A 21,291-nucleotide genomic window follows, 5' to 3' on the forward strand; every position below is an offset into this window, starting at 1 on the left:
CTCAGTCGATTCGCCAGCCGGGTCGATCCTTCTCCGGGGCCGGGGGTTTAGAGCATGAGTCGGAAGAACATCAGCGATACCAAGCACTGGCTGCGCACGGCCCGGACAATCTCCGAGGCGCTGCCCTTCATGCGCCGCTATGCCGGCAAGACCTTCGTCGTGAAGTACGGCGGTCATGCCATGGTCGACGAGGAACTGGCCGCCCTCTTCGCCAGCGACATCGTGCTGATGAAGCAGGTCGGGGTGAACCCCATCGTGGTGCATGGCGGCGGCCCGCAGATCGGCCGCATGCTGGAGCGCCTTTCGGTGCAGACCGAGTTCGTCGACGGCCTCAGGGTCACCGATGCCAAGACCGTCGAGGTGGTGGAGATGGTGCTCTCCGGCACCATCAACAAGTCCATCGTCTCGGCCATCAATGCCGCGGGCGGACGGGCGGTCGGCCTTTCCGGCAAGGACGGCAATCTGATCCAGGCCCAGAAACTGAGCCGCACCACCCGGGACCCGGATTCCAATATCGAGAAGGTGCTCGATCTCGGCTTTGTCGGGGAACCGAGCCTGATCGACCCCCGGGTGCTCACCTCGCTGCAGGAATCCGGGCTGGTCCCGGTTATCGCGCCGATCGGCATCGGGCCCAAGGGCGAGACCTACAACATCAACGCCGACACGGCGGCGGGCGCCATTGCCGCGGCCTCCGGCGCCTCGCGTCTGTTGATGCTGACTGACGTGGTCGGTGTGCTCGACAAAGACGGTGAACTGATGCCGGAGCTGAACACCGGCCAGGTCGAGGCCCTGCGGCAGGACGGCACCATCCACGGCGGCATGATCCCGAAGCTGGAAACCTGCGTGAAGGCGGTGGAGAACGGCGTCGAGGCCGCGGTCATCCTGGACGGACGCCTGCCCCATTCGATGCTGCTGGAAATCTTCACCGGCGGCGGCATCGGCACCCTGGTGCACCGCTAGAGCCGACCCTGTCCCGGTCAACGGGGCTTCTCCAAAAAACACGATTCATCCGAACCGGACTTGAGCTTCATCAAGGACCGCCGCCCAGCGCCAGGCCTAAGCTGACCCTGGGTAAATCCGACAGTGTCGATTGGCGAAGGTGATGATCATGACTGCATTCAAGGACGGCGAGCTGCCGAAGCTGGTAAAGACTCTCTTGCGTCCGGCGCCGAAGCTGCCCCTCGCGGTCTTGCTGACCCGGGCGGTGCGGCGCATTGCCGTTCGGCGCAGCGATCTGATCGAACGCCTCGGCCCCACCGCCCGGGTGCCGATTGCGGTCATGCCGAGCGACCTGCCGTTTTCGTTCCGCGTGAGCCTGGACGGTGCAAACGCCCGGGTCGACGTCGTGACGGCCGGGGAGGCGGAAAAGGCGGCGGCCAGGATACGGGCCCCCTTGTTGATCCTGCTGGGGCTGCTGGACGGAACCTATGACGGCGATGCCTTGTTCTTTTCCCGGGACCTGGTCATCGAAGGCGATACGGAACACGTCCTTGCACTGCGCAACACCCTTGAACAGGCGGATCTGACCCCGGCGGAATTCGCCGGTCTCGTCGGTCCTGCGGCGGATCTTGTCAACCGGGCCGCAGCGGAGCTTCTGTCGGGCGCGCGCCGGCTTGTACAGGCGCCGGCGCCGCAAAAACTGCCCGTCTAGCCCTTCAGCCCAGTCTCCCGAACCGATACCGCGATGGAATCCATGCCCGCCAGAAGAAAGCGCCTCGAACTCGTTTGCCCTGCTGGAACACCGGCCGCTCTGCGCACCGCCGTCGATGCCGGCGCCGACACGGTCTACTGCGGCCTCAACAACGAGACCAATGCCCGCAACTTTCCGGGTTTGAACTTTTCCGAAAACGAATTGGCAACAGCCGTCCGCTATGCCCACGGCAAGGGGGCGAAGCTGCTGCTCGCCGTCAATACCTTCGCCCGTGCCGGCGCGACCGCCATCTGGACCCGCGCGGTGGACGTGGCACAGGCCTGCGGCGCCGATGCCGTCATCGCCGCCGACCTGGCGGTTCTCGACTACGCCGCCAAACGCTATCCGGATCTGCGGCTGCACCTCTCGGTCCAGGCGGCGGCCAATACGCCGGAGGCGATCGGCTACTATCAGAAAACCTTCGGGGTCCGCCGGGTGGTGCTGCCGCGCGTTCTCTCGGTCGAAGAGATCGCCCGACTCAATCAGGAGGTGGCGGTTGAAACCGAGGCCTTCGTCTTCGGCGGGCTCTGCGTCATGACCGAAGGGCGCTGCGCCCTGTCTTCCTATGCAACGGGAAAATCGCCGAACCTGACCGGCGTGTGTTCGCCACCGGATCATGTCGTCTACGAAAAAGCCCCGGACCGGAGTCTCCTGGCGCGGCTGGGCGGGTTCACCATCGACCGTTTCGATGAAGGAGAGCCAGCGGGTTACCCGACGCTCTGCAAAGGTCAGTTCTGCGCCAAGGGAAAGGCCGGCTACCTGTTCGAGGACCCGGTCAGCCTCAATGCCGCGGCCCTTCTGCCCGGGCTCCAGGAAGCCGGGGTCACCGCCGTGAAGATCGAAGGACGGCAGCGCGGCAAGGCCTACATCGGCAGCGTGGTCAGGGCCTTTCGCAAGGCGGTCGAGGATCTGGCCGACGACGGCAAGGCGAACGACCTGTCCGAGGCGCTGACCGCCCTAACCGAGGGCGGCCGGCAAACCACCGGCGCCTACCGCAAAACCTGGCGTTAGAGACCCAGCACCAAAGGACACAACCGATGGCCAAGATCGAACTGGCGCTTGGACCCTGTTTCTTCAACTGGTCCGCCGAGAGGTTTACCGACTTCTATGCCCGCATTGCCGACGAGGCCGCCGTCGACCGCGTCTATCTCGGCGAAGTGGTTTGCGGCAAACGTATGCCGTTTTTGAACAAGGTCTGGCCCGAAGCCGTGGACCGGCTCACCAGGGCCGGCAAGACAGTGGTCCTCTCGACCCTCGCCCTGCCCGCGAAGGGGCCGGAAAGGCGGGCCGTCATGGAACTCGCCGAACAGGATCTGCCGATTGAAATCAACGATCTCTCGGCCCTGCCCGCGCGCGCCGGGCGGCCTTTTGTGGCCGGGCCCTTCCTGAACGTCTACAACGAATCAAGCCTCGCACATCTCGCCGAACAGGGCGCAACCGACTGGTGCCCACCCGTCGAACTGCCGCTCTCCTCGATCGAAGCAGCCGCAGCCGCCAACCCCGGCGTAACGGTCGAACTCTTCGCCTTCGGACGCCTGCCTCTGGCTCTTTCGGGGCGCTGCTACCACGCACGCGCGCACGGCCTGAGCAAGGACTCCTGTCAGTTCGTCTGTGACCGGGACCCCGACGGCATGGAGGTGGAAACGCTGGAGGGAGAGCGTTTCCTGGCCGTCAACGGCATCCAGACCCTGTCGAGCGGCTGCCAGTTGGCAAGCTTGACCGCCGCCGATCTTGCGCAATCGGGAATCGGCCGGCTGCGCCTCTCTCCTCACACGCTCGATATGGTCGAGGTTACCGGTCACTACCGGGCGCTGCTGGACGGGGAGTGCTCCGTTGAAGAGACCGCCGCCCGCTTGCACGCAATGCCGCTGCCGGGGGCAGCCTGCAACGGCTATCTGGCAGGGGACGCGGGATGGCGCGCGGTTGCGCAGTGACCCCGCCCAGAGCAGATCCGAGTTTGACGGAATCGCGTGAGCGATTCGTCAAACTCGGCGGGGTCTGCTCTGTTTTTTAGGTATAGAGCGGATCAGTCGGTGAGGCTGGAGAAGAAGTCCAGCTGCCACTCCATTTCCTCGGTCGTCAGCGGATAATCGCTGCCGTCGCGGGCGCGCAAGGCCTTGTTCGGTGGAATGCCGCCCAGGTTGGTCTGCAGTTGCAGCGCCAGGCGCATGCCACAGTCGCCACGCCAGGCGAGAGCGGTGATGCCCTTTGCCGAGTGACCGTTCAGAATTCGGTCGACAAAGTCGACGCCCACCTTGGCCCGCAGCGCCAGACCGTGACGCACGAAATCGCGCTTGCCGGCCAGGATTGCATCACCGAGCACCTCGTTGGTCAGCTCATTCGCCTTGAACAGGCGGGCCGCTTCCGCCTCCGGCGATTCGGATGGTTCTTCTTCCTCCGCCGTTTCGGCGACCCGGCGCTGAACTTCCTGGGCCACCGCCTCGGCGGTCTCCTTGTCCAGGTCTTCGCGGTTCTTCAGACGCTCCAGCAAGGCCGCGGCCACGAAGGACGCCAGCTTGCGCACCGCCTTGGCCGGTAAGATCGGACGATCGACCAGCGGCGGCTGCCAGGCCGTCTCCTGCACGGAGCCGTCGATCAGCGCATCCAGCGTTTCCTCGCGAATCTGCGCCGAGGGATTGGCAAGCAACTCGGCGATGGCTTTGCGGTCGTCGCGCTGCACGATGGCATCGGACACCACCTCGCCGAGCTGGTCGCGCCGCGAGATCGCACAGAGCCGGGCGCGGGCGCTGCTGCCCGCAATAATGTCGAGCAGGTCCTCGTCGGTCAGCAGCGGCGAGAATTCGAGTATCGGACAGGCGACAACGTCCTCGGCATCGCGGGCCAGTTGTCCGATCACCTGCGGCGGCGCGTTGGCCACCGACTTCAGCGTCTCGGCGAGGATCTGGCGCACCTTGACGGCCTGATCCTTCGCCAGAACCTCTAGGGTTTGCTCAACAAAGCGCTGGGCCTTTTCCTGCGTTCCTTTGTCTTCCTGCTTTGTCAGCTCCGCCACCTTCGACGCCAATTCGGCGCGCACCTTTTCGTCGGCATCATTGGCGAGCATGAGGTCGGCCTGGCGCGGCGTATGCTCATTGGCGGCAATGCGCCGACGCACCTCGGACGAGGAATCTTGCGAGAGGTAGTAGAGCAGTTCCGGACGCAGGTCGCTGCGCGAGGCCAGCTTGGCGCGGTCCCGGTCGGAACCGGTCTCCGCCAGTTCCTTGCTCTCGGTGTAGGACAGCTCCGCCGGCAGCTTTTTCTTGAGAAGGCCGAAGACCATCACTGCCCTGCCTTGCGGCGGTCGAACGCCGGTGCGAAGTTGAGACTGTGCTTGCCCGCCCGCTTGGCGCCGTACATCGCTTCGTCAGCGCGCCGCATCAGGGACTCCAGGCTTTCGCCTTTTTTCATTTCATGCAGGGCGATGCCCAGGGAAATGCCGAGCGGATGATCGGCATCGCCTGAATAGATCCGCAAACGTTCCGCCAGTTCCAGCAGCAGCTTCGCCTTGCGCTCCGCCGCGGCATGATCCATGTCCGCCAGGAAAAGTGCGAATTCGTCTCCGCCCAGGCGTGCGGCCAGGTCGCCCGCGCGCGTCTGCTCCTTCAGCAAGGCGGCAACGTCCAGCAGCGCCTCGTCGCCGCGCTGATGACCATGGCGGTCGTTCACCTGCTTGAAGTTGTCGAGATCGACATAGAAGAGCGCACCGGTATCGGAAGCGCGGGAGCCGCCCTCGGCGGCAAAGCGCTTCTCCAGCTTGGCGGTGAAGCTGCGGCGGTTGTCCAGACCGGTCAGCGGATCGGTCATGGAGAGAACCTCCATCTCCGTCTGCCGCGCCAACTGTTCGATCGCCATGCCGACCTGACCGGAGATGTTGTCCAGCAGCGAGCGGTCGCCGGCGCTCCAGCCCTGCACGCCGCCGTCGCGCCAGACGCAAAGCAGCCCGTTGGCCTTTTCGCGGAAGTAGGTTGCCCGCACCAGGATCGTCGCACCGCGGCGCTGCAACTCCGCCGTCGGCTTCTCGGAAGACAAAAGCTCGGCAAGGGCCGCCAGGTCGTTGCCATCGGCAGCCCGGCCGGAGAGCGCCAGGGCCGCACCGAGTTCGCCCTCGACGAAGCCGTGTATGGAGGTCCCGGTCAAGTCCAGCGCCGGCATCAACGCCTCAGCAGTGGCGCCGAGCATGCGCGCCGGCTCCAACTCGCGGCGAACCATGTTCACGATGTAAGAGAAGAGGCGCTCGCGGTTCTGCGACTCTGCAAGCTCGGCCTCGTGGCGGCGCAGTTGGGTGATGTCGCGGCAGACGCCTCGCGCGCCCATCCAGACGCCACCCTCGCCGGTCAACGGCTGGGCGGTCGACAGCAGGCAGAGACTCTCACCGCCGGCGCCGCGCACCCAAAGCTCGGCAGCCTCCACCGGTTCGCGCGCGGCAAAGGGGCTGCGCGCGCCGGAGTCTTTGTCGAGGACATCTTCGTCGAGCAGCAGCTCGGCAGCCGGACGCCCCACCAGCTCGCTGGCCGTATAGCCCAGCGCACCTTGCGGGGAGACAAAGGCGAACAGCCCTTCGCCATCGGTTTCCCAGGCAAAGTCGTTCGAAATCTCGACAAGGTCCTTGTAGCGCTGCCGCGATTCGATGAGTGCGGAACGCAGGCTGCGCTCCAGGGTGACGTCGCGCCCCAGCAGCAGGGCCGCCGCCCCTTCGCTCCAGGGCAGCACGGTAACGTCAAAGGCGCGTTCGATGGTCTTTTCCGCTTCGCGCGTCGTCACGACCAGCGGATTCACCTGGGCGGCGGTTCCCATGATGGCGGCACGAACCGCCTCGCGCAGTTCTTCGTGACCCGGCGACTTCATCAGATCGGCGATCGGCTGGGCCTGATCGTTGGCATGCAGAACAATGCCGTTGTGACCGCTCAGAAGAACCGCACCGGGATACTGTTCCAGCACGCCGCCGCTGGCCAACAGGGAGTGCGGCGAGTCCCCGTCGCCGAAGATCCCGCCGTCCTTGTTGTTCACTTCTTCATCGCTTGCCGGGCTCGGTGCCACGGGCGAGCGTGCCATGGGACCTCTCTTCAGGGACGGGTTGGACGTTTGTGCGGGCCCAAAATGCGCTCTCCGCCGTTAAGATGCGCTTAAATGCCAGAGGCCCCGGCCGTGTCAATTTGCAGGCATTGTCAGAGACTTAACCCCCCGCTAACCATGGCCGGGGAGGCATCCCCGCGGATCGGCGGGAATTGACACGGCCGCAAGCCTAACGCATGTTCCGGTCCGCGCGATGCATCCGTAACCGCCCCACTTTCGGGGTGCCAGATCAAGCTGCCAGAATCAGGCCCAGAATCACGCTAGGACTCCATGCAAACTGAAGACTTAAAGGGCATCATCGAGAATGCCTGGGAAGCCCGTGACACCGTCAACACCGGCACCACCGGCGAAATCCGCGATGCGGTGAAAGAGGCGCTCGACGGCCTCGATTCCGGAACCTACCGGGTTGCCGCAAAGACCGCCGAGGGCTGGCAGGTCAACCAGTGGCTGAAGAAGGCGGTCCTTCTCTCCTTCCGACTGAACGACATGGCGATGATTCCCGGCGGCGCCGGTCAGTCGACCCACTGGTGGGACAAGGTGCCCTCCAAGTTCGAAGGCTGGGGCGAGAACCGTTTTCGCGATGCCGGGTTCCGCGCGGTGCCGAATTGCACCGTGCGCCACTCCGCCTACATCGCCCCCGGGGTCGTGCTGATGCCGAGCTTCGTCAATCTCGGCGCCTACGTCGACAGCGGCACCATGGTCGACACCTGGGCCACCGTCGGCTCCTGCGCCCAGATCGGCAAGAACGTCCATCTTTCCGGCGGCGCCGGTATCGGCGGCGTGCTGGAGCCGCTGCAGGCCGGTCCGGTGATCATCGAAGACAACTGCTTCGTCGGCGCGCGCTCCGAAGTGGTCGAAGGTGTCGTCGTCGAAGAAGGCTCGGTGCTTTCCATGGGCGTCTATATCGGCGCCTCGACCAAGATCATCGACCGCCACAGCGGCGAGGTCTACATGGGCCGGGTGCCGGCCTATTCCGTGGTTGTGCCGGGAAGCCTGCCGGGCAAGCCTCTGCCCGACGGCAGCCCGGGCCCCAGCCTCTACTGCGCGGTGATCATCAAGCAGGTCGACGAGCGCACCCGCGCCAAGACCTCGATCAACGACCTGCTGCGCGACTGATTGTCCGTCATGGCACCGGCCAAGATCGACACCCTGGAACTGGCGCAAGCGCTGATCCGCTGCCCCAGCATCACGCCGGATGAAGCCGGCAGCCTGGATGTGCTGCAGGACGTCCTGAGCGATCTCGGTTTCCGCTGCCATCGCCTGCCCTTCGCAGAAGACGACAGCCCGCGGGTGGACAACCTCTATGCCCGGCTGGGCGACAGCGGCCCCAACCTCTGCTTTGCCGGCCACACCGACGTGGTCCCGGTCGGCAACCCAAAGGACTGGAGCGTCGACCCCTTTGCGGCGGAGGTGCGCGACGGCCGGCTCTACGGCCGCGGCGCCGTCGACATGAAGGGATCGATCGCCGCCTTCGTCGCGGCTATGGGCGGCTTCCTGGCCGAAGGCGGGAAGCCCAAGGGCTCTTTGTCATTGCTGATCACCTGCGATGAAGAGGGCGTCGCTATCAACGGTACCCGCAAGGTGCTGCGCTGGCTCGGCGAACAGGGCGAAGCCCTCGATGCCTGCGTGGTGGGGGAGCCGACCAGCAACGACCGCCTGGGCGACATGGTGAAGATCGGCCGCCGCGGCAGCCTGAACGCGGTGCTGACGGTCTCCGGCACCCAGGGCCATACCGCCTATCCGCAACTGGCCGACAACCCGGTCCATCACCTGTCGCGCATGCTGGCCGCTCTGGTCGCCGAACCTCTGGACCAGGGCAACGCGCACTTCCCGCCCTCCAGCCTGCAGATCACCACTGTCGACGTCGGCAATGCGACGACCAACGTGATCCCGGCCAAGGCCGAAGCCCGCTTCAACGTGCGCTTCAACGACCTCCACGATAGCGCCGGGGTGGAAGCCTGGCTGCGCCAGCGCCTCGACGGCGCCATCGACCGCTCCAGCGGCGCCGCCTACGACTTGGCGATCCGGGTTTCAGGCGAGTCCTTCCTCTGCCCGCCCGGCCCCTGGAGCGACCTGGTCTCCGCCGCCGTAAAGGACGTGACCGGCGAGGCGCCGGAACTCGGCACCACCGGCGGCACTTCCGACGCGCGCTTCATCAAGGACCACTGCACCATCGCCGAACTGGGCCTGCTGAACGCGACGGCCCACAAGGTGGATGAGCAGGTCAGTCTGGAAGACCTCGCCGCCCTCACCGCCATCTACCGCAGCCTGCTGGATCGCCACGCGGCTCCTTGATGTGCAGCGGAGAACCTCTCCGCCACCTCCCTTAGTAGGTCTGGAAGCCAGATTTAATATGCCATAGGTTGCAATTCCACTTGTTGCAGCTAACTCAAACCGCATGGGGGCACTATGGCTTTCTGGGCTACAGAAACTGGGCAAGAGATCATTGTCTTGGTTGTCGATAAGCTCTTTATTGGCGCAATCCTCTTCTTGTTCTGGCACCTCTACAAAAAGAAGACAGAATCTGAGCAAAGAGCTCAGCAAAGAAGGGACGCTTTGGAAGAAAAGATTGCCGACTTAAAAACGGAAAAGCATAAGACGGAAATCAACGAGAGAATTGTCTTCCTTGAGCAACAATTGGAGAGATTCTATTGGCCAATTTCGCTCTGCATGAAGAATGACGACGCCGTTTGGGACCGGGTTCCCTCGCTATACGACGGTGACAGTCTTCTGCCCACCAAAGCTGGACAAGTCGTTGAAGAACAATTCCTGATACCCAATCATGAAAAAGCCGTTGGCATAGTCGAGAGCAACTTTCATCTCATCAGTGAAAACGAAGAGCTAACACAAAAGCTGGTGGCCTATATTCGACATGTCGCCGTCTTCAAGTCTTTGAGGGTATCAGGCAGCGATCTGAATCCTATTGATGTGGACGAACCGTTCCCTGAGGGCATGGCTGAACTCATCGAACAGGAGATCAAGCGCAAGGCCGCAAAGCTGGAAGAACTCAGAACTGAGCGATGGGAACTCAGCGCCCCTCCGGAACCTGGCTGAAAGCTTCGTCGGGATAGCCGACCTCGGTCAGGTAGAGACCGGCGGCAGCGGCGGTCGGGCCCGCGGCCCGGCGATCGCGCGCCTCCAACGCTGCTTTCAGATCGTCTGCGGTCCATTTGCCTTCGCCCACCAGCTTCAGACTGCCGGCGAAGTTGCGAATCTGGTGGTGCAGGAAGGAGGGGGCCTCGGCGCGGATCTCGATCAGGGTACCGGAAGGTCCCCTGTCAAAGGCCTCGACCGTCAGCCGGTCGAGCGTCTTCACCGGCGACTTGGCCTGGCATTCACTGGCCCTGAAAGATGTGAAGTCGTGGTGTCCGACGAGCACCTGGGCCGCCTGGTGCATCACCGCCGCGTCCAGCGGCTGCGGCACGAACCAGGCGCGCCCGGCGTCCAACGCCGGCGCCGCGCGGCGGTTGACGATGCGATAAAGATAGGCGCGCCGGATCGCCGAGAAGCGCGCATGAAAGTCGTTGGGCACCGCCCGCGCCGCGACCACCACCACCGGCGCCGGCTTCAGATGGAAGTTCACCGCCGCCATTACGGTATCGGCGGTGGTGTCCTTCGCCAGGTCGAAATGCGCCGACTGCGCCAGGGCGTGAACCCCGGCATCGGTACGCCCGGCGCCTTCGACCAGCACCGTCTCGCCGCAGAAGCCGTAGACCGCCTCTTCCAGGGCCGCCTGTATCGAGGGGCCGTTGTCCTGACGCTGCCAGCCGACAAAGCCGCCGCCGTCGTATTCGATGATGATCTGGTAACGGGTCACGGGGTGCGGATCGCTCGCGATAACTCAGTGGGTCAGCGGCAGCCGGCTGCCGGTGGGAAGCGGGAACCCACGCAGAAAAGCCTCCGCGGTCATCCCTCCGCGCCCGGCGCGCTGCAGTTGCCAGAGCCGCAGGGAGCCGGCGCCGCAGGCAATCGTCGGCCCCTGGTCGAGAACCTCGCCCGGCGACCCGCCGTAAGGCAACGGCTCGGCCGCCAGCACCTTGATGCGTTCCTGCTTACCGCCCTTCACGGCCTCGAAGAAAGCGCCGGGCCAGGGAGTGAAGGCCCTGACACGACGGTCCAGCTCCGCAGCGGCCAAGGTCCAGTCCAGATGCCCCTCGGCCTTTTGCACCTTGTCGGCATAGGTGACGCCGAAATCGGGCTGTGCCTGGGGCAGAAGGCGGCTGTTGCCACAGTCTTCCAGGGCGTGGACGATCATTCGGCCGCCCAGCTCGGCCAGCGCATCGTGAAGCTGCTGCGCATTGGTTTCCGGATAGATCGGCAGGCTTTCCTGAAGCAGCATGGCGCCGGTGTCCAGGCCCGCATCCATCTGCATGATGGTGATGCCGGTCTCGCGGTCGCCGGCCAGGATGGCCCGCTGGATGGGTGCCGCCCCGCGCCAGCGCGGCAGCAGGGAGGCATGGATGTTCAAGCAGCCGAGGCGCGGCGCTTCCAAAATCTCGGGCGGCAGGATCAGTCCATAGGCCGCCACCACCGCCACATCCAGCTTCAGCGCCGCGAAGTCCTGCTGCGCCTCGGCGGTCTTCAGACTGGTCGGGGTCCGGACCGGCCAGCCCCGGGACTCGGCCAGCGCCTGGACCGGCGAGAGACGGTCTTTCTGGCCACGGCCGGCAGGCCGGGGCGGCTGGCTGTAGACGGCGACAATGTCATGGCCGGCATCCGCCAGCGCCTGCAGGGCAGGCACGGCAAAGTCCGGTGTCCCCATAAAGGCGAGACGCAGGGGATAGGCGGAGTTGTCGGTGGTCGAGGCGCCGTTGGAGGAGGCCATGGGCGCCAGGCTCACGCGGTCGCGTAGCTCGCGAGCGGCTTGTCGGCTTTTTTGGCTTTCAGCAGCTTGCGCAGGATCATATTGCGCTTCAGGGCGGTCATATGATCGACGAAGAGGATGCCGTCGAGGTGATCCATCTCGTGCTGGATGCAGGTGGCGAGCAGCCCGTCTGCATCCATCTCACGAATTTCATTCTCGCGGTCCAGATAGCGCAGCTTGATGGCCGCCGGGCGGACGACATCGCCATAGTGCTCCGGCAACGAGAGGCAGCCCTCTTCATAGGTCGCATCGTCGTCGGAAACCCAGATCAGTTCCGGATTGGCCATGCAGAGCGGCGCGCGGGGCTGATCCTCCGCCGCCACATCGACCACGATGACCCGCTTCAGAACCCCGACCTGCGGCGCCGCCAGGCCGATGCCGGGGGCGTTGTACATGGTTTCCAGCATGTCATCCATCAGGCGGCGGATATCGGCATCCACGGTCTCGACGGGCGTGCAAACCTTCTTTAGGCGCGGGTCGGGTGCGGTGATGATGGGAAGCAGAGCCATATCGGGGCCGTTGTTCACTTTTCTTGCAGTTGCCGGGCTTTGCAGCGCTGAGACAGAACCGGCGTCCGGCCCTTGTCGACACTCACCTGACAGTTGCGCACCGGACTGACGGTCTTCCGGAGCTTGCAGAACCGATTTCTATCAGAATACAGCGCCTGGGGCTAAGCAATACCCTATCAAGCACTAGGTATTGCCTGGACCGGCCGCCGTCAAGTCGCCCGTCACGGGACGACACTGCGGCAACCAAGGCGATAACCCCTGCCGAAAATCAAGCCACCCTGCCACGCAACCTGAGCGGCCTGTTCCACCCCTGTCCCCGCCGACCATAGGTCCCACCGGGGAATCATGATAGTTTGCGATTCGCGTTCTGTTCTTTCCCGGAGTCGCACCATGGATTCGCTGGTGATTCTCGTTGCCCTGGCCGTCGGCACCGCCGTTGCTGTTCTCGGCTTGTTCCTGATCATCAACCGGCGGCCGAGGGGCAACGGCGAGCTGGCGACCCTGACCGGCCGCCTGGCCCAGATGGCCGACAGCCAGACCGCCGTGCAGACCCAGATCGCCGAGCAGCTGCAGGCCCAGGAGCGGCTGCTGGCCAAGGCCATGGAAGACCGGCTGGAGGGCTTTTCCAAGCGGGTCGGGGACCGCCTGACCGAAACCGCGACCAAAAACCAGACGGCGCTCACCGACCTGCGGGAGCGGCTGGCGGTGATCGACAAGGCCCAGCAGAATCTGACCGAGCTTTCCGGGCAGATGGTGGGTCTGCAGGACATCCTGGCCAACAAGCAGGCCCGCGGCGCTTTCGGTGAGATCCAGTTGCGCGACCTGGTGGAGGCGGCGCTGCCGCCCTCGGCCTATGCCTTCCAGGCGACGCTGAAGAACGGGCGGCGGCCGGATTGTCTGCTGCAACTGCCCAATCCGCCCGGCCCGATCGCCATCGATGCCAAGTTTCCGCTGGAGAGCTACGAAGCCCTGCGCGCCGCCGGCAACGACGAAGGCCAGGCCGTCCCGGCCCGGCGCCGTTTCGCCCAGGACCTGCGCCGCCACGTCCAGGACATCGCGGCGCGCTACATCATCCCCGGCGAAACGGCGGAATCGGCCCTGTTGTTCCTGCCCAGCGAGGCGGTCTATGCCGAACTCCACGCCAACTTCCGCGCCGTGGTGGAGGAATCCTACAAGGCCCGGGTCTGGATCGTTTCCCCCACCACCCTGATGGCCACGCTGAATACCGTGCGGGCGGTGCTGAAGGACGTGCGGATGCGCGAGCAGGCCGGCATCATCCAGGCCGAGGTCGCCAAGATGATGCAGGACGTCGGGCGCCTGGATAAGCGGGTGAACAACCTGGAAGCCCACTTCGAGCACGCCCGCCGCGACATCCTGGAAATCCGCACCTCATCGGGCAAGATCCTGCGCCGCGGCGAAAAGATCGGCGAACTGGAGCTGGAGGAAGCGGAAGCCGAAGCGGCCCTCGAGTCCACGGCGACCGCCCCGGCCCAAATCACCACGCACTGACTTAATCTAAAATGAGTTAATCACGCAAATTGACCTCGATTAACTTGTTATAGATTAATTCGAGACTCTGACGCGGTAGCGAAGCTCGGTTTCGCCACCCGCCGGCACCTGCAGGCGCCAGACAATCCGATTCACCGTCTCCTCCTCGTGGGGCTGGGTTTCTTCCAGCATCGTCCAGCCCTGCGGCATGGAACCACCGACCAGAACCTCCACCGGCTGGTCCTTGGCATTCTTTACGGTGATGGCCTGGGCGGTCTCGTAGCTGCGGTTCGACAGCCGCTCGAACTCCGTGCTCCTTGCCCGGGCGGTGACATCGAAGGCGCTGCCCATACGCAGCCGGGCCTTCTCGCCCTCCGGCGTCTGGGCCAGGAAGTCTTCGCCCAGGAAAAGCGGCGCATTCCCCGGCCCCGGCCCGTAGATCCGCACCACGCCCGCCGGCAGCGGCGCCCCGAGGCCGAGGGCTTCGGCATTCTCGATCTCAAGCACCAGATCGGCGGAGACCGGCCCGATCTCCCCGGACCGGGCGTTGCCGTTGGCAAGGCCGTCAAAGCGGTACTCGCGTTTCACCGCCACGCCCTCGGCGCTCATCAGCGGAACCTGCTTGGTTTCGCCGCGCAGCAGCGTGACGGGCCGGTTCACCGGATAGACATAGCGGTCCGAGGCGGACTGCGGCGGCGCAATCGCATCGGCTGGGGCCGACATCGCCACCATTTCGTTCCTGAACTTCGGCTGGGAAAGCGGCACCGCGTTGGTCTGGTTCACATCCCCGGCCACCAGACGCAGAGCGGCATCGCGGTAGTCGCTGCGGGTTGCGTTGGTGAGAGTGACCAGGGCGGAGAGGTCCATGCGGTCCTCCGCCGCATTGAGGCGCGCCACATAGTCGGCCCGCCAGGAAAGCCCGGAGGTCAGGTAGTCGAGGCGCAGGCTCTTCTCGCCGGCCTCCGCCACCGCCAGGCGGGCCAGGAGGGCGGGTTCGCTGCGCAGACCCGCCGGAATCTCGGCAAAGGCGATGCGGCCCGGCGTCGTGGTTTCGATCCGCCCGTCGACGCGCAGCACCACACCACCGGCCAGCGACAGGACCTCCGCTTCCACCACCCGGTCCTCACCGGTCTGCGGATGGGTGCGGATCAGACTGACGGTCTTGCCCAACGCGGATTCCAGCAGGCGTTGCGGCGTCAGCAGATCGACGACGAAGCTTTGCTCCAGCAACGTCACACCCGCGCCGCCGAGCAGCACCGTCTCGGCCCGCAGCCGGTCGCTGACGTCCTCAATGGCCAGCAGCGCCTCACCGGCAGGCAGGCTTGCCCGGCGTTCCTCGCTGATCATCGCCAGATCGTTGCTGTAGACCGTCAGGGCCAGGGCCGAGCGATTCTCCGCCGTGAGCTTGGTCTCCGCCGCCCCGGCTGTAGCCGGCGCAGTCAATGCCAAGGCGAGCGCGCAAGCTGTGGCAAGGCTGAAAAACGCGGATCGCGGCCGGCGCCCGTGACATAAAAAACATGGGAGAGAAGCCATGGTCGGAATACCTCACTATAAAAATCTTGGACAGAGCTACGAACGCTGGCGGCAACCGCAAAGTTGCCGAAGAATTGCGGCGAGACTGTGATAGGACCAATCCGAAATCTGTCTCTGCTATACGAGAGACGGCGCCCGAAGCATCCCCAAAAAGAAGATGAATGTCAGGCTGGCCGCCGCGCCTTCATGGCCGCGTTCAAAGTGCCGTCATCGAGGTAATCCAGCTCGCCGCCCACCGGTACACCATGGGCGAGGCGCGAGAGCCTGACGCCGCTGTCGGCCATGCGCTCGGCGATGTAATGGGCTGTGGTCTGGCCGTCGACGGTGGCCGAAAGCGCCAGGACGACTTCCTCTATCCGGGCGGTCTCTGCGGTCCCGGCATCGTCCGAACCCGACGGCGTGGCGCCCTGGCCCTGCCTCACCCGCTCGATCAGCCGGGCGAGGTTCAATTGATCCGGGCCCCGTCCGTCAATGGCCGAGAGCGTGCCGCCCAGCACATGATAGCCGCCCTTGAAGGCGCCGCTGCGCTCCAGCGCCCAGAGGTCGGCCACCTCCTCCACCACACAGAGCAGCTTCGGGTCGCGTTTGGGGTCCCGGCAGATGCCGCAGGGATCGCTGGTGTCGAGGTTACCGCAGTTGGAGCAGATGGCGATGGAGTCGGCGGCCCGGGCCATGGCGTCGGCCAGCGGCAGCATCAGCGCCTCGCGCTTTTTCATCAGGTGCAGCACGGCACGCCGCGCCGAGCGCGGGCCGAGGCCCGGCAGGCGGGCAAGCAACTGGATCAATCGTTCGAGATCACCGGCGATCATAAGACGGCAGCCTTGGCAGGACGAAATCTGGACAAAGGCGTCGTGAATTCAAAGTCTTGGGTTCAAATCAGAACGGCAGTTTCATGCCCGGCGGCAGGGAAAGCCCGCCGGTCACCTTCTGCATCTCCTCGGCAACCCTCGCCTCGACCTTCACCTTGGCATCGTTGACCGCGGCGACGATCAGATCCTCAAGCACCTCGACGTCATTGGGGTCGACCAGCGAAGGATCGATCTTCAGGCCGCGCAGTTCCGACTTGCCGTTCAGCGTGGCCTTCACCATGCCGGCCCCGGCCTGGCCGGAAACCTCCAGCTCGGCCATCTTCTCCTGCATCTCGCTCATCTTGGCCTGCATCTCTTGGGCCTGCTTCATCATCTGGCCGAGGTTCTTCATGCGTCCTGCTCTCCTTCCCCGTTTTCATTCTCCGCCGGCGCCGCAGCCGATACCTCCTGAGGATCGCGGCGGGCCACCAGTTCGGCCTCCGGGAAAACCTCCAGCGCCGATTTCACCAGCGGATGCTGCATCACGGCGGCGCGCTTGCCGGCCTCTTCCTCGCGCTCCTGCTCCCGCAGGGTCGTCGCGCCGGGCTTCTGAGAGATGGAGATGATCCAGCGGCTGTCGCAGGCCTGCTCCAGCACCGCGGCAAAACGGCTGGCAAGGTTCGGCGGCGCGGCATTGCGTACACAGATTTCAATACGGCCGGGCTCGAAACGCACGAGATTCACGTCGTCCATCAGGTGGTTGGCGAGAATGGTCTCGCGCTGCGCCCGTACCAGGGCCACCGCTTCGGCAAAACTCTTCGGCTGTGGCTTCACGGAAACCGGCGGCGTTTGGTCCTGGAGCTGAGGTTCGGGATCTTCGTAGGGTGCAGGCTCGGCCAGAGGATGCGCCAAAGGCTGCGCAAGCGCCGCCTGGGGGGCGCCGTCGGAAACCGGCAGGCCGCGCTCCGCCGAAACCATCGGCGGCGGCGACATAGCCGTTGCCGGTGATGCCGGTTCGGCAGAAGCCGCAGGTTCGGAGGCCGCCGGCGAGCCGCTTGCTGCCGTACCCGCACCGGCGCCCGTCGCTGCACTGCCCGGCGCTGCACCTCCCGTGGCCGCGCCATTGAGGCGCTGCACCAGTTCCGCCGGGCTGGGCAGGTCGCTGGCATAGGCCAGACGGATCAGGGCCATCTCCGCGGCCTGCAGCGGGATCGGTGCGGTCTGCACTTCGCCCAGGCCCTTCAGCAGCATCTGCCATATCCGCGCCAGGCTGGCGAGGCTGAGGCTTTCAGAAAGCTCTCGGCCGCGCAGGCGCTCGGTCTCCGGCTGTCCCGGCGCCGCCAGAGTGGCGGGCACCAGCTTGGCCCGGGTCAGGAAGTGGGCCAGCTCCAGAAGGTCCTGCATGACCACCGCCGGGTCGGCACCGGCCGCATAGAGATCGCCCAGGATTTCGAGACTTTCCGGCACCTTGCCGCGCACCACCGCCGCGAAGAGGTCGAAGATGCGGGCCCGGTCGGCAAGGCCCAGCATGGCCTGGACCTGATCGGCCAGAACCTCCTTGCCGCCGCCCAGGGCGATCGCCTGGTCGAGCAGGGAGAGGCCGTCACGGGCCGAGCCGTCGGCGGCCCGGCCGATCATCGCCAGGGCCTCCTCCTCGACGGTGACGCTTTCCTTGGCGGCGATGCCGCTGAACAGCCCCTGCAGGTCGTCCTGGGTCAGGCGGCGCAGGTCGAAACGCTGGCAGCGCGACAGCACGGTGACCGGCACCTTGCGGATTTCGGTGGTCGCGAAGATGAAGACCACATGCTCGGGCGGTTCTTCCAGGGTCTTCAGCAGCGCGTTGAAGGCGCTGTTGGAGAGCATGTGCACTTCGTCGATGATGTAGATCTTGTAGCGCGCCTGCACCGGGCGATAGCGCACACCCTCGATCAACTCGCGGATATCGGCAACGCCGGTGCGGCTCGCCGCATCCATCTCGATGACGTCGACATGGCGGTCCTGGGCAATGGCGACGCACTGGTCGCAGACCCCGCAGGGCGCCGGTGTCGGCCCGCCCTCGCCGTCCGGCCCGACGCAGTTGAGCGCCCGGGCGATGATCCGCGCCGTGGTGGTCTTGCCGACCCCGCGCACGCCGGTGAGGATGAAGGCATGGGCCAGACGGCCGGTGTCGATGGCGTTGGTCAGGGTACGCACCAGCGCTTCCTGGCCGACCAGGTCTTCGAAGGTCGTGGGGCGGTATTTGCGCGCGAGCACCCGATAGAGGCTGTTTTCGTCTCTGTCGCTGCTGGCGTCGCTCATAAGGCTTCCGGGTGGAGGGCTTGCCGGGGGTCTATCCTGACAGCCGAAGGACCGCGCGGATTGGCCCGATCAAGGCTTTCAGGGTGGGAGGCTGGACAAACGACCCGCATCGGAAACTCGTTACGGCTGCTTCCTTCCGGACCTGACCGGGTTGGCGAGCGATACGTCCGCAGCCAACCTCCCACCGCTAATATCGGGTATCCCAGGCGTCAGGGCAAGGGGGTCGGAAGCCCCGGAAAAGGCTCCTGACAGACCCCGCGGCCGGCCGGCGGGCAGCCGGCTCTCCAAGGGCGGCTATGCCTTGATGGGGATCCAGATTTCGACCGCGCCGTTGCCTGTCTGTGGGTCGAATCGCTCGTCATAGCGCTCGAAATCAGGCGAATCGGCCACTTCATGGCCGGACTCGGAAAGCCATTTGTTCCAAATCGTGTTGACGGTCCGCCGTATCGTCGAGATATGGTCGTGATGGGTAAAGACCGCATAGCGCTGCGCCGGAATGCGCACGCGGCTGAATTCCTCGGGCAACTGCGAGAAATCGGTGACTTCAACACCGCAGATGTAATCGAAGCTGCCGGCTCCGTCGCTGTTGCAGCAGACCCCGTAGGTCATCTGGCCGACCTGGCCGGCCAGATTGTCGTAATAGGGAACAAAGCGCTGCCATTGAGCGGGGATGGCCTTGCTGGATTCCCAATCGTAGCGGGCGCCCAGGCCGGCAACGAGCAATGCTTTACTGTCTTCAAAGCGTGTCGGTTCCAAACCGTCTACAAAGTTCTCATCCATCTTGAGAGGCTCCACCAATGCGAGGGCGTCGAGATCGCCACGGGCCCGAACCTGCTCCGGGGTCAATCCGAAGAGGTCGCGAAACGCCCGGGTGAAGGCTTCGTGCGAGCCGTAGCCGGCATTGAGGGCGACCGCCAGAATATCCGGTGCCCCGCCGGCCAGCGAGCGGGCCGCCTCGGTCAGACGGCGGCCCCGCAGGTAGCGCACCAGCGACCAGCCGGTGGCCAGGCTGAAGGCGCGCGACATCTGGTAACGCGAGATTCCGACGTTTCCAGCGATGTCGTCGAGAGAGACGGCGTCGGCGAAACGCGTTTCAATAAACCAGATGGCTTTGCCCACCGGGTTCACCGCACTCACCAGCCTGTCTTCACAAGAAGCCATAGCCTCACTTATACGCCCTGCCGCTTCCGGGCGCTTGATCGCGGTTGCAGCGCCGGCCGCAGAGTCTGGCCTGCCCCGGGGGGGTCCCGATAGCCCTATTGCCGTTCCAGGGTGATCAGGGAGCCGTCGGGGGCGGGAAAGGTGACCTGGGCAATATCGCAGTCCGGGCCGTACCAGACATCGCGCTCGATCTCGCCGGTCAGGCGGAAATGGCGGGTCTGGACCGGCCGTCCGGCCACCGTCACGGCTTCCTCCCCCAAGTCCTCGGTCTTCACCACCTTGGTGCGCCCGTCGATGGTGCCGAAGAGCACCTGGGTCTGCGGAGTATCGCGGTGCCACAGGCTCGCCGGAATGACGAAACCGGAGACGTCGAAACCGACATCGTTCACCGTGCCGCGCAGGGCCCCTTCGCTGTAGGCCGACTTCACCCGCCAGAGCCGGCCATCGTCGTCCGTCGCCGAGATCAGGGACTGCAGCCGCCCGTCGCGCCAGACCTCCTCGGCCCGATGGGTGAAACGGAAAACCGTGATTCCCAGCAGCGTGACGGCAATATCGATGGTCACCTCAACGACGAGATCGCCGTTGCGGCGCGAGAAATCGAAGCGATGCTCGCCGATGACGTTGCCGTGGCGCAGTACCAGGAACCGCCAGGAATCCTCCTGGGGCACCAGTTCAATGGCCGCGGTCGGCTTGGCCCGCAACAGACCCGCTGCGGCGAAGGCGCCGCCCATGATTGCGAGAGCGCCGCGACGCCCGTATCCGATAGGAGAATCCATTGCACCGTAAACTGCGGCAAGGCCGGTGGCGGCGCAAGGCGCAGAACACTGACGGGACGGTTTCCGCCGTCAAAGACCCCTGGTGCAAGAGGGTGATTGCAAGCCGCCCAAGGCCTGTGCCACCTTCCGGCCATGTCCCCGAGGAAAAACCCGACCCCCAATTTCTATGCCGGGGTCCCGCTCGACCGTGTCGACCAGCGCCGGGCCGATGCGGCCTATATCGAAAGCCTGGTGAGCGATCCGGCCTGTGTGATCGTGCCGGTCTGGCGCGCCATGCATCTGGTCGCGGCGGAAGCCGAAGCGGTCTGGCTGCGCCGCGCCGAAGCCGGCCATCTGGTCGAGCTGGCGCGGGAAAGCGTTTTCCTGGGCCTCCGCGGCGAGACCGCCTATCTGGCCGTCGACCTCTCCCACCTGGAGGCACCGGAGCAGGACCCGGTTCTCGCCAGCCACGGCAGTTTCCAGGACCTGAGGGCGGTCGGCCCGGTTATGAACCGCCGCGACTCGGCGATCCTGGCCTACGCCCGGGGGCTCGCCCACTGGCACGCGCGGCACGGGTTCTGCGGCGTCTGCGGCAGCGCCACGATCAGTGAAAAGGCCGGCCACCAGCGGCGCTGCAGCAACCCGGACTGCGGCGCCGTGCACTTTCCGCGCACCGACCCGGCGGTGATCATGCTGGTGCACGACGGCGGCGACCGCTGTCTGCTGGGCCGCCAGCCGATCTGGCCGCCGGGCATGCATTCGACCCTGGCCGGTTTCGTCGAGCCGGGTGAGAGCCTGGAAGAAGCCGTGGCCCGCGAAATCTATGAAGAAGTCGCCTTGCCGGTGGCGGTGGAGGACGTGGTCTATCATTCCTCCCAGCCCTGGCCCTTTCCTTCCTCGATCATGCTGGGCTTCTACGCCCGCAGCGATTTTGCCGAACCGGTGCCGGCCGAGGACGAGATCGAGAGCGCGGCCTGGTTCACCCGCGCCGAGCTTCGGGCCTCGCCGGAAGACGAGACCTTCAAGCTGCCGCGGCGCGATTCCATCGCCCGCCGCCTAATCGAGGACTGGCTGGCGGAAGGCTAGATTTGTCTTTCGGCTTGTGCCGGAGCGGGCCGGTGCCGAACGAGCC

20 protein-coding genes and 1 other RNA gene are annotated in these 21,291 nt (G+C 65.3%); 9 read left to right on the plus strand and 12 right to left on the minus strand.

The window, feature by feature from the left end; translation table 11 throughout:
• The first annotated feature begins 54 nt into the window (after window positions 1-54).
• The 4 genes from argB to ubiV all read left to right on the plus strand — a co-directional run bounded on the left by argB (window position 55) and on the right by ubiV (window position 3,624).
• Complete coding sequence (gene argB / locus ACP146_RS21885; RefSeq protein ID WP_422368875.1) at window positions 55-960, plus strand: acetylglutamate kinase; 906 nt, start codon at window positions 55-57, stop codon at window positions 958-960.
• A 148-nt stretch (window positions 961-1,108) separates the two neighbouring features.
• Window positions 1,109-1,651: a ubiquinone anaerobic biosynthesis accessory factor UbiT gene (gene ubiT / locus ACP146_RS21890; protein ID WP_422368876.1), complete on the plus strand. Its 543-nt coding sequence runs from the start codon at window positions 1,109-1,111 to the stop codon at window positions 1,649-1,651.
• Window positions 1,652-1,693: 42 nt separating this feature from the next.
• On the plus strand, window positions 1,694-2,701 hold the full coding sequence (ubiU, locus tag ACP146_RS21895) for a ubiquinone anaerobic biosynthesis protein UbiU (protein ID WP_422368877.1): 1,008 nt from the start codon (window positions 1,694-1,696) through the stop codon (window positions 2,699-2,701).
• Window positions 2,702-2,727: 26 nt separating this feature from the next.
• Window positions 2,728-3,624, plus strand: a complete 897-nt coding sequence (gene ubiV, locus ACP146_RS21900; RefSeq protein ID WP_422368878.1) for a ubiquinone anaerobic biosynthesis protein UbiV — start codon at window positions 2,728-2,730, stop codon at window positions 3,622-3,624.
• Window positions 3,625-3,716: 92 nt separating this feature from the next.
• On the opposite strand, the gene ACP146_RS21905 is transcribed toward ubiV, so the two are convergent.
• Together ACP146_RS21905 and ACP146_RS21910 are read right to left on the minus strand one after the other, a co-directional pair.
• Entirely contained in the window at window positions 3,717-4,970 is a 1,254-nt protein-coding gene (locus tag ACP146_RS21905; protein ID WP_422368879.1) for a DUF2336 domain-containing protein, read from the minus strand.
• On the minus strand, window positions 4,970-6,742 hold the full coding sequence (locus ACP146_RS21910; protein WP_422368880.1) for a sensor domain-containing diguanylate cyclase: 1,773 nt from the start codon (window positions 6,740-6,742) through the stop codon (window positions 4,970-4,972). Before ACP146_RS21910 ends, ACP146_RS21905 begins: the two co-directional genes overlap by 1 nt.
• Window positions 6,743-7,033: 291 nt before the next feature.
• Here ACP146_RS21910 and dapD point away from each other — a divergent pair, with 291 nt between their 5' ends.
• The 3 genes from dapD to ACP146_RS21925 all read left to right on the plus strand — a co-directional run bounded on the left by dapD (window position 7,034) and on the right by ACP146_RS21925 (window position 9,817).
• Complete coding sequence (dapD, locus tag ACP146_RS21915; protein ID WP_422368881.1) at window positions 7,034-7,879, plus strand: 2,3,4,5-tetrahydropyridine-2,6-dicarboxylate N-succinyltransferase; 846 nt, start codon at window positions 7,034-7,036, stop codon at window positions 7,877-7,879.
• A gap of 9 nt (window positions 7,880-7,888) precedes the next feature.
• A complete protein-coding gene (gene dapE, locus ACP146_RS21920) occupies window positions 7,889-9,058 on the plus strand; it encodes a succinyl-diaminopimelate desuccinylase (RefSeq protein WP_422368882.1) in 1,170 nt (389 codons plus the stop codon).
• A gap of 114 nt (window positions 9,059-9,172) precedes the next feature.
• Complete coding sequence (locus ACP146_RS21925; protein WP_422368883.1) at window positions 9,173-9,817, plus strand: hypothetical protein; 645 nt, start codon at window positions 9,173-9,175, stop codon at window positions 9,815-9,817.
• Here ACP146_RS21925 and truA read toward each other — a convergent pair.
• Genes truA through def form a run of 3 tightly spaced genes read right to left on the minus strand, consistent with a single transcriptional unit; the run spans window position 9,792 to window position 12,136 of the window.
• Window positions 9,792-10,580 carry a tRNA pseudouridine(38-40) synthase TruA gene (gene truA, locus ACP146_RS21930; RefSeq protein ID WP_422368884.1) on the minus strand — a complete coding sequence of 263 codons (789 nt, stop codon included), beginning with the start codon at window positions 10,578-10,580 and terminating at the stop codon, window positions 9,792-9,794. The two genes, ACP146_RS21925 and truA, sit on opposite strands and share 26 nt — an antisense overlap.
• 24 nt (window positions 10,581-10,604) lie before the next feature.
• The gene (gene fmt, locus ACP146_RS21935) at window positions 10,605-11,588 is read right to left on the minus strand and encodes a methionyl-tRNA formyltransferase (protein ID WP_422369684.1); all 984 of its coding nucleotides are present in this window, start codon (window positions 11,586-11,588) and stop codon (window positions 10,605-10,607) included.
• An 11-nt stretch (window positions 11,589-11,599) separates the two neighbouring features.
• Entirely contained in the window at window positions 11,600-12,136 is a 537-nt protein-coding gene (gene def / locus ACP146_RS21940) for a peptide deformylase (RefSeq protein ID WP_422368885.1), read from the minus strand.
• A gap of 390 nt (window positions 12,137-12,526) precedes the next feature.
• Here def and ACP146_RS21945 point away from each other — a divergent pair, with 390 nt between their 5' ends.
• Window positions 12,527-13,645, plus strand: coding sequence for a DNA recombination protein RmuC (locus tag ACP146_RS21945; RefSeq protein ID WP_422368886.1), 1,119 nt, complete (start codon window positions 12,527-12,529; stop codon window positions 13,643-13,645).
• Window positions 13,646-13,699: 54 nt separating this feature from the next.
• On the opposite strand, the gene ACP146_RS21950 is transcribed toward ACP146_RS21945, so the two are convergent.
• The 7 genes from ACP146_RS21950 to ACP146_RS21980 all read right to left on the minus strand — a co-directional run bounded on the left by ACP146_RS21950 (window position 13,700) and on the right by ACP146_RS21980 (window position 20,180).
• Window positions 13,700-15,073: a DUF4139 domain-containing protein gene (locus ACP146_RS21950; RefSeq protein ID WP_422368887.1), complete on the minus strand. Its 1,374-nt coding sequence runs from the start codon at window positions 15,071-15,073 to the stop codon at window positions 13,700-13,702.
• 248 nt (window positions 15,074-15,321) lie between these two features.
• Entirely contained in the window at window positions 15,322-15,966 is a 645-nt protein-coding gene (locus ACP146_RS21955) for a recombination mediator RecR (RefSeq protein WP_422368888.1), read from the minus strand.
• 67 nt (window positions 15,967-16,033) lie between these two features.
• Window positions 16,034-16,357 (minus strand): YbaB/EbfC family nucleoid-associated protein, encoded by a 324-nt coding sequence (locus tag ACP146_RS21960; RefSeq protein ID WP_422368889.1) that lies wholly within the window; start codon window positions 16,355-16,357, stop codon window positions 16,034-16,036.
• Window positions 16,354-18,243 carry a DNA polymerase III subunit gamma/tau gene (locus ACP146_RS21965; protein WP_422368890.1) on the minus strand — a complete coding sequence of 630 codons (1,890 nt, stop codon included), beginning with the start codon at window positions 18,241-18,243 and terminating at the stop codon, window positions 16,354-16,356. The genes ACP146_RS21960 and ACP146_RS21965 overlap by 4 nt, the downstream gene beginning before the upstream one ends.
• 83 nt (window positions 18,244-18,326) lie before the next feature.
• Window positions 18,327-18,421: signal recognition particle sRNA small type (gene ffs / locus ACP146_RS21970), an RNA gene on the minus strand.
• A gap of 116 nt (window positions 18,422-18,537) precedes the next feature.
• The gene (locus ACP146_RS21975) at window positions 18,538-19,404 is read right to left on the minus strand and encodes an AraC family transcriptional regulator (protein ID WP_422368891.1); all 867 of its coding nucleotides are present in this window, start codon (window positions 19,402-19,404) and stop codon (window positions 18,538-18,540) included.
• Window positions 19,405-19,499: 95 nt separating this feature from the next.
• Window positions 19,500-20,180 (minus strand): DUF6134 family protein, encoded by a 681-nt coding sequence (locus ACP146_RS21980; protein ID WP_422368892.1) that lies wholly within the window; start codon window positions 20,178-20,180, stop codon window positions 19,500-19,502.
• A gap of 132 nt (window positions 20,181-20,312) precedes the next feature.
• On the opposite strand from ACP146_RS21980, the gene nudC reads away from it, so the two are divergent.
• Window positions 20,313-21,245, plus strand: coding sequence for an NAD(+) diphosphatase (gene nudC / locus ACP146_RS21985; protein WP_422368893.1), 933 nt, complete (start codon window positions 20,313-20,315; stop codon window positions 21,243-21,245).
• Window positions 21,246-21,291 lie beyond the last annotated feature (46 nt).

This window comes from Pelagibius sp., assembly GCF_965249265.1.
Classification (GTDB): Bacteria; Pseudomonadota; Alphaproteobacteria; order Kiloniellales; family Kiloniellaceae; genus Pelagibius.

What these genes read in the sequence shown, in the direction of transcription:
- argB (WP_422368875.1), top strand. Translation starts at nt 55, where the DNA reads ATGAGTCGGAAGAACATCAGCGATACCAAGCACTGGCTGCGCACGGCC.
- ubiT (WP_422368876.1), top strand. Translation starts at nt 1,109, where the DNA reads ATGACTGCATTCAAGGACGGCGAGCTGCCGAAGCTGGTAAAGACTCTC.
- ubiU (WP_422368877.1), top strand. Translation starts at nt 1,694, where the DNA reads ATGCCCGCCAGAAGAAAGCGCCTCGAACTCGTTTGCCCTGCTGGAACA.
- ubiV (WP_422368878.1), top strand. Translation starts at nt 2,728, where the DNA reads ATGGCCAAGATCGAACTGGCGCTTGGACCCTGTTTCTTCAACTGGTCC.
- ACP146_RS21905 (WP_422368879.1), bottom strand. Translation starts at nt 4,970, where the DNA reads ATGGTCTTCGGCCTTCTCAAGAAAAAGCTGCCGGCGGAGCTGTCCTAC.
- ACP146_RS21910 (WP_422368880.1), bottom strand. Translation starts at nt 6,742, where the DNA reads ATGGCACGCTCGCCCGTGGCACCGAGCCCGGCAAGCGATGAAGAAGTG.
- dapD (WP_422368881.1), top strand. Translation starts at nt 7,034, where the DNA reads ATGCAAACTGAAGACTTAAAGGGCATCATCGAGAATGCCTGGGAAGCC.
- dapE (WP_422368882.1), top strand. Translation starts at nt 7,889, where the DNA reads ATGGCACCGGCCAAGATCGACACCCTGGAACTGGCGCAAGCGCTGATC.
- ACP146_RS21925 (WP_422368883.1), top strand. Translation starts at nt 9,173, where the DNA reads ATGGCTTTCTGGGCTACAGAAACTGGGCAAGAGATCATTGTCTTGGTT.
- fmt (WP_422369684.1), bottom strand. Translation starts at nt 11,588, where the DNA reads ATGGCCTCCTCCAACGGCGCCTCGACCACCGACAACTCCGCCTATCCC.
- def (WP_422368885.1), bottom strand. Translation starts at nt 12,136, where the DNA reads ATGGCTCTGCTTCCCATCATCACCGCACCCGACCCGCGCCTAAAGAAG.
- ACP146_RS21945 (WP_422368886.1), top strand. Translation starts at nt 12,527, where the DNA reads ATGGATTCGCTGGTGATTCTCGTTGCCCTGGCCGTCGGCACCGCCGTT.
- ACP146_RS21955 (WP_422368888.1), bottom strand. Translation starts at nt 15,966, where the DNA reads ATGATCGCCGGTGATCTCGAACGATTGATCCAGTTGCTTGCCCGCCTG.
- ACP146_RS21960 (WP_422368889.1), bottom strand. Translation starts at nt 16,357, where the DNA reads ATGAAGAACCTCGGCCAGATGATGAAGCAGGCCCAAGAGATGCAGGCC.
- ACP146_RS21965 (WP_422368890.1), bottom strand. Translation starts at nt 18,243, where the DNA reads ATGAGCGACGCCAGCAGCGACAGAGACGAAAACAGCCTCTATCGGGTG.
- ACP146_RS21975 (WP_422368891.1), bottom strand. Translation starts at nt 19,404, where the DNA reads ATGGCTTCTTGTGAAGACAGGCTGGTGAGTGCGGTGAACCCGGTGGGC.
- ACP146_RS21980 (WP_422368892.1), bottom strand. Translation starts at nt 20,180, where the DNA reads ATGGATTCTCCTATCGGATACGGGCGTCGCGGCGCTCTCGCAATCATG.
- nudC (WP_422368893.1), top strand. Translation starts at nt 20,313, where the DNA reads ATGTCCCCGAGGAAAAACCCGACCCCCAATTTCTATGCCGGGGTCCCG.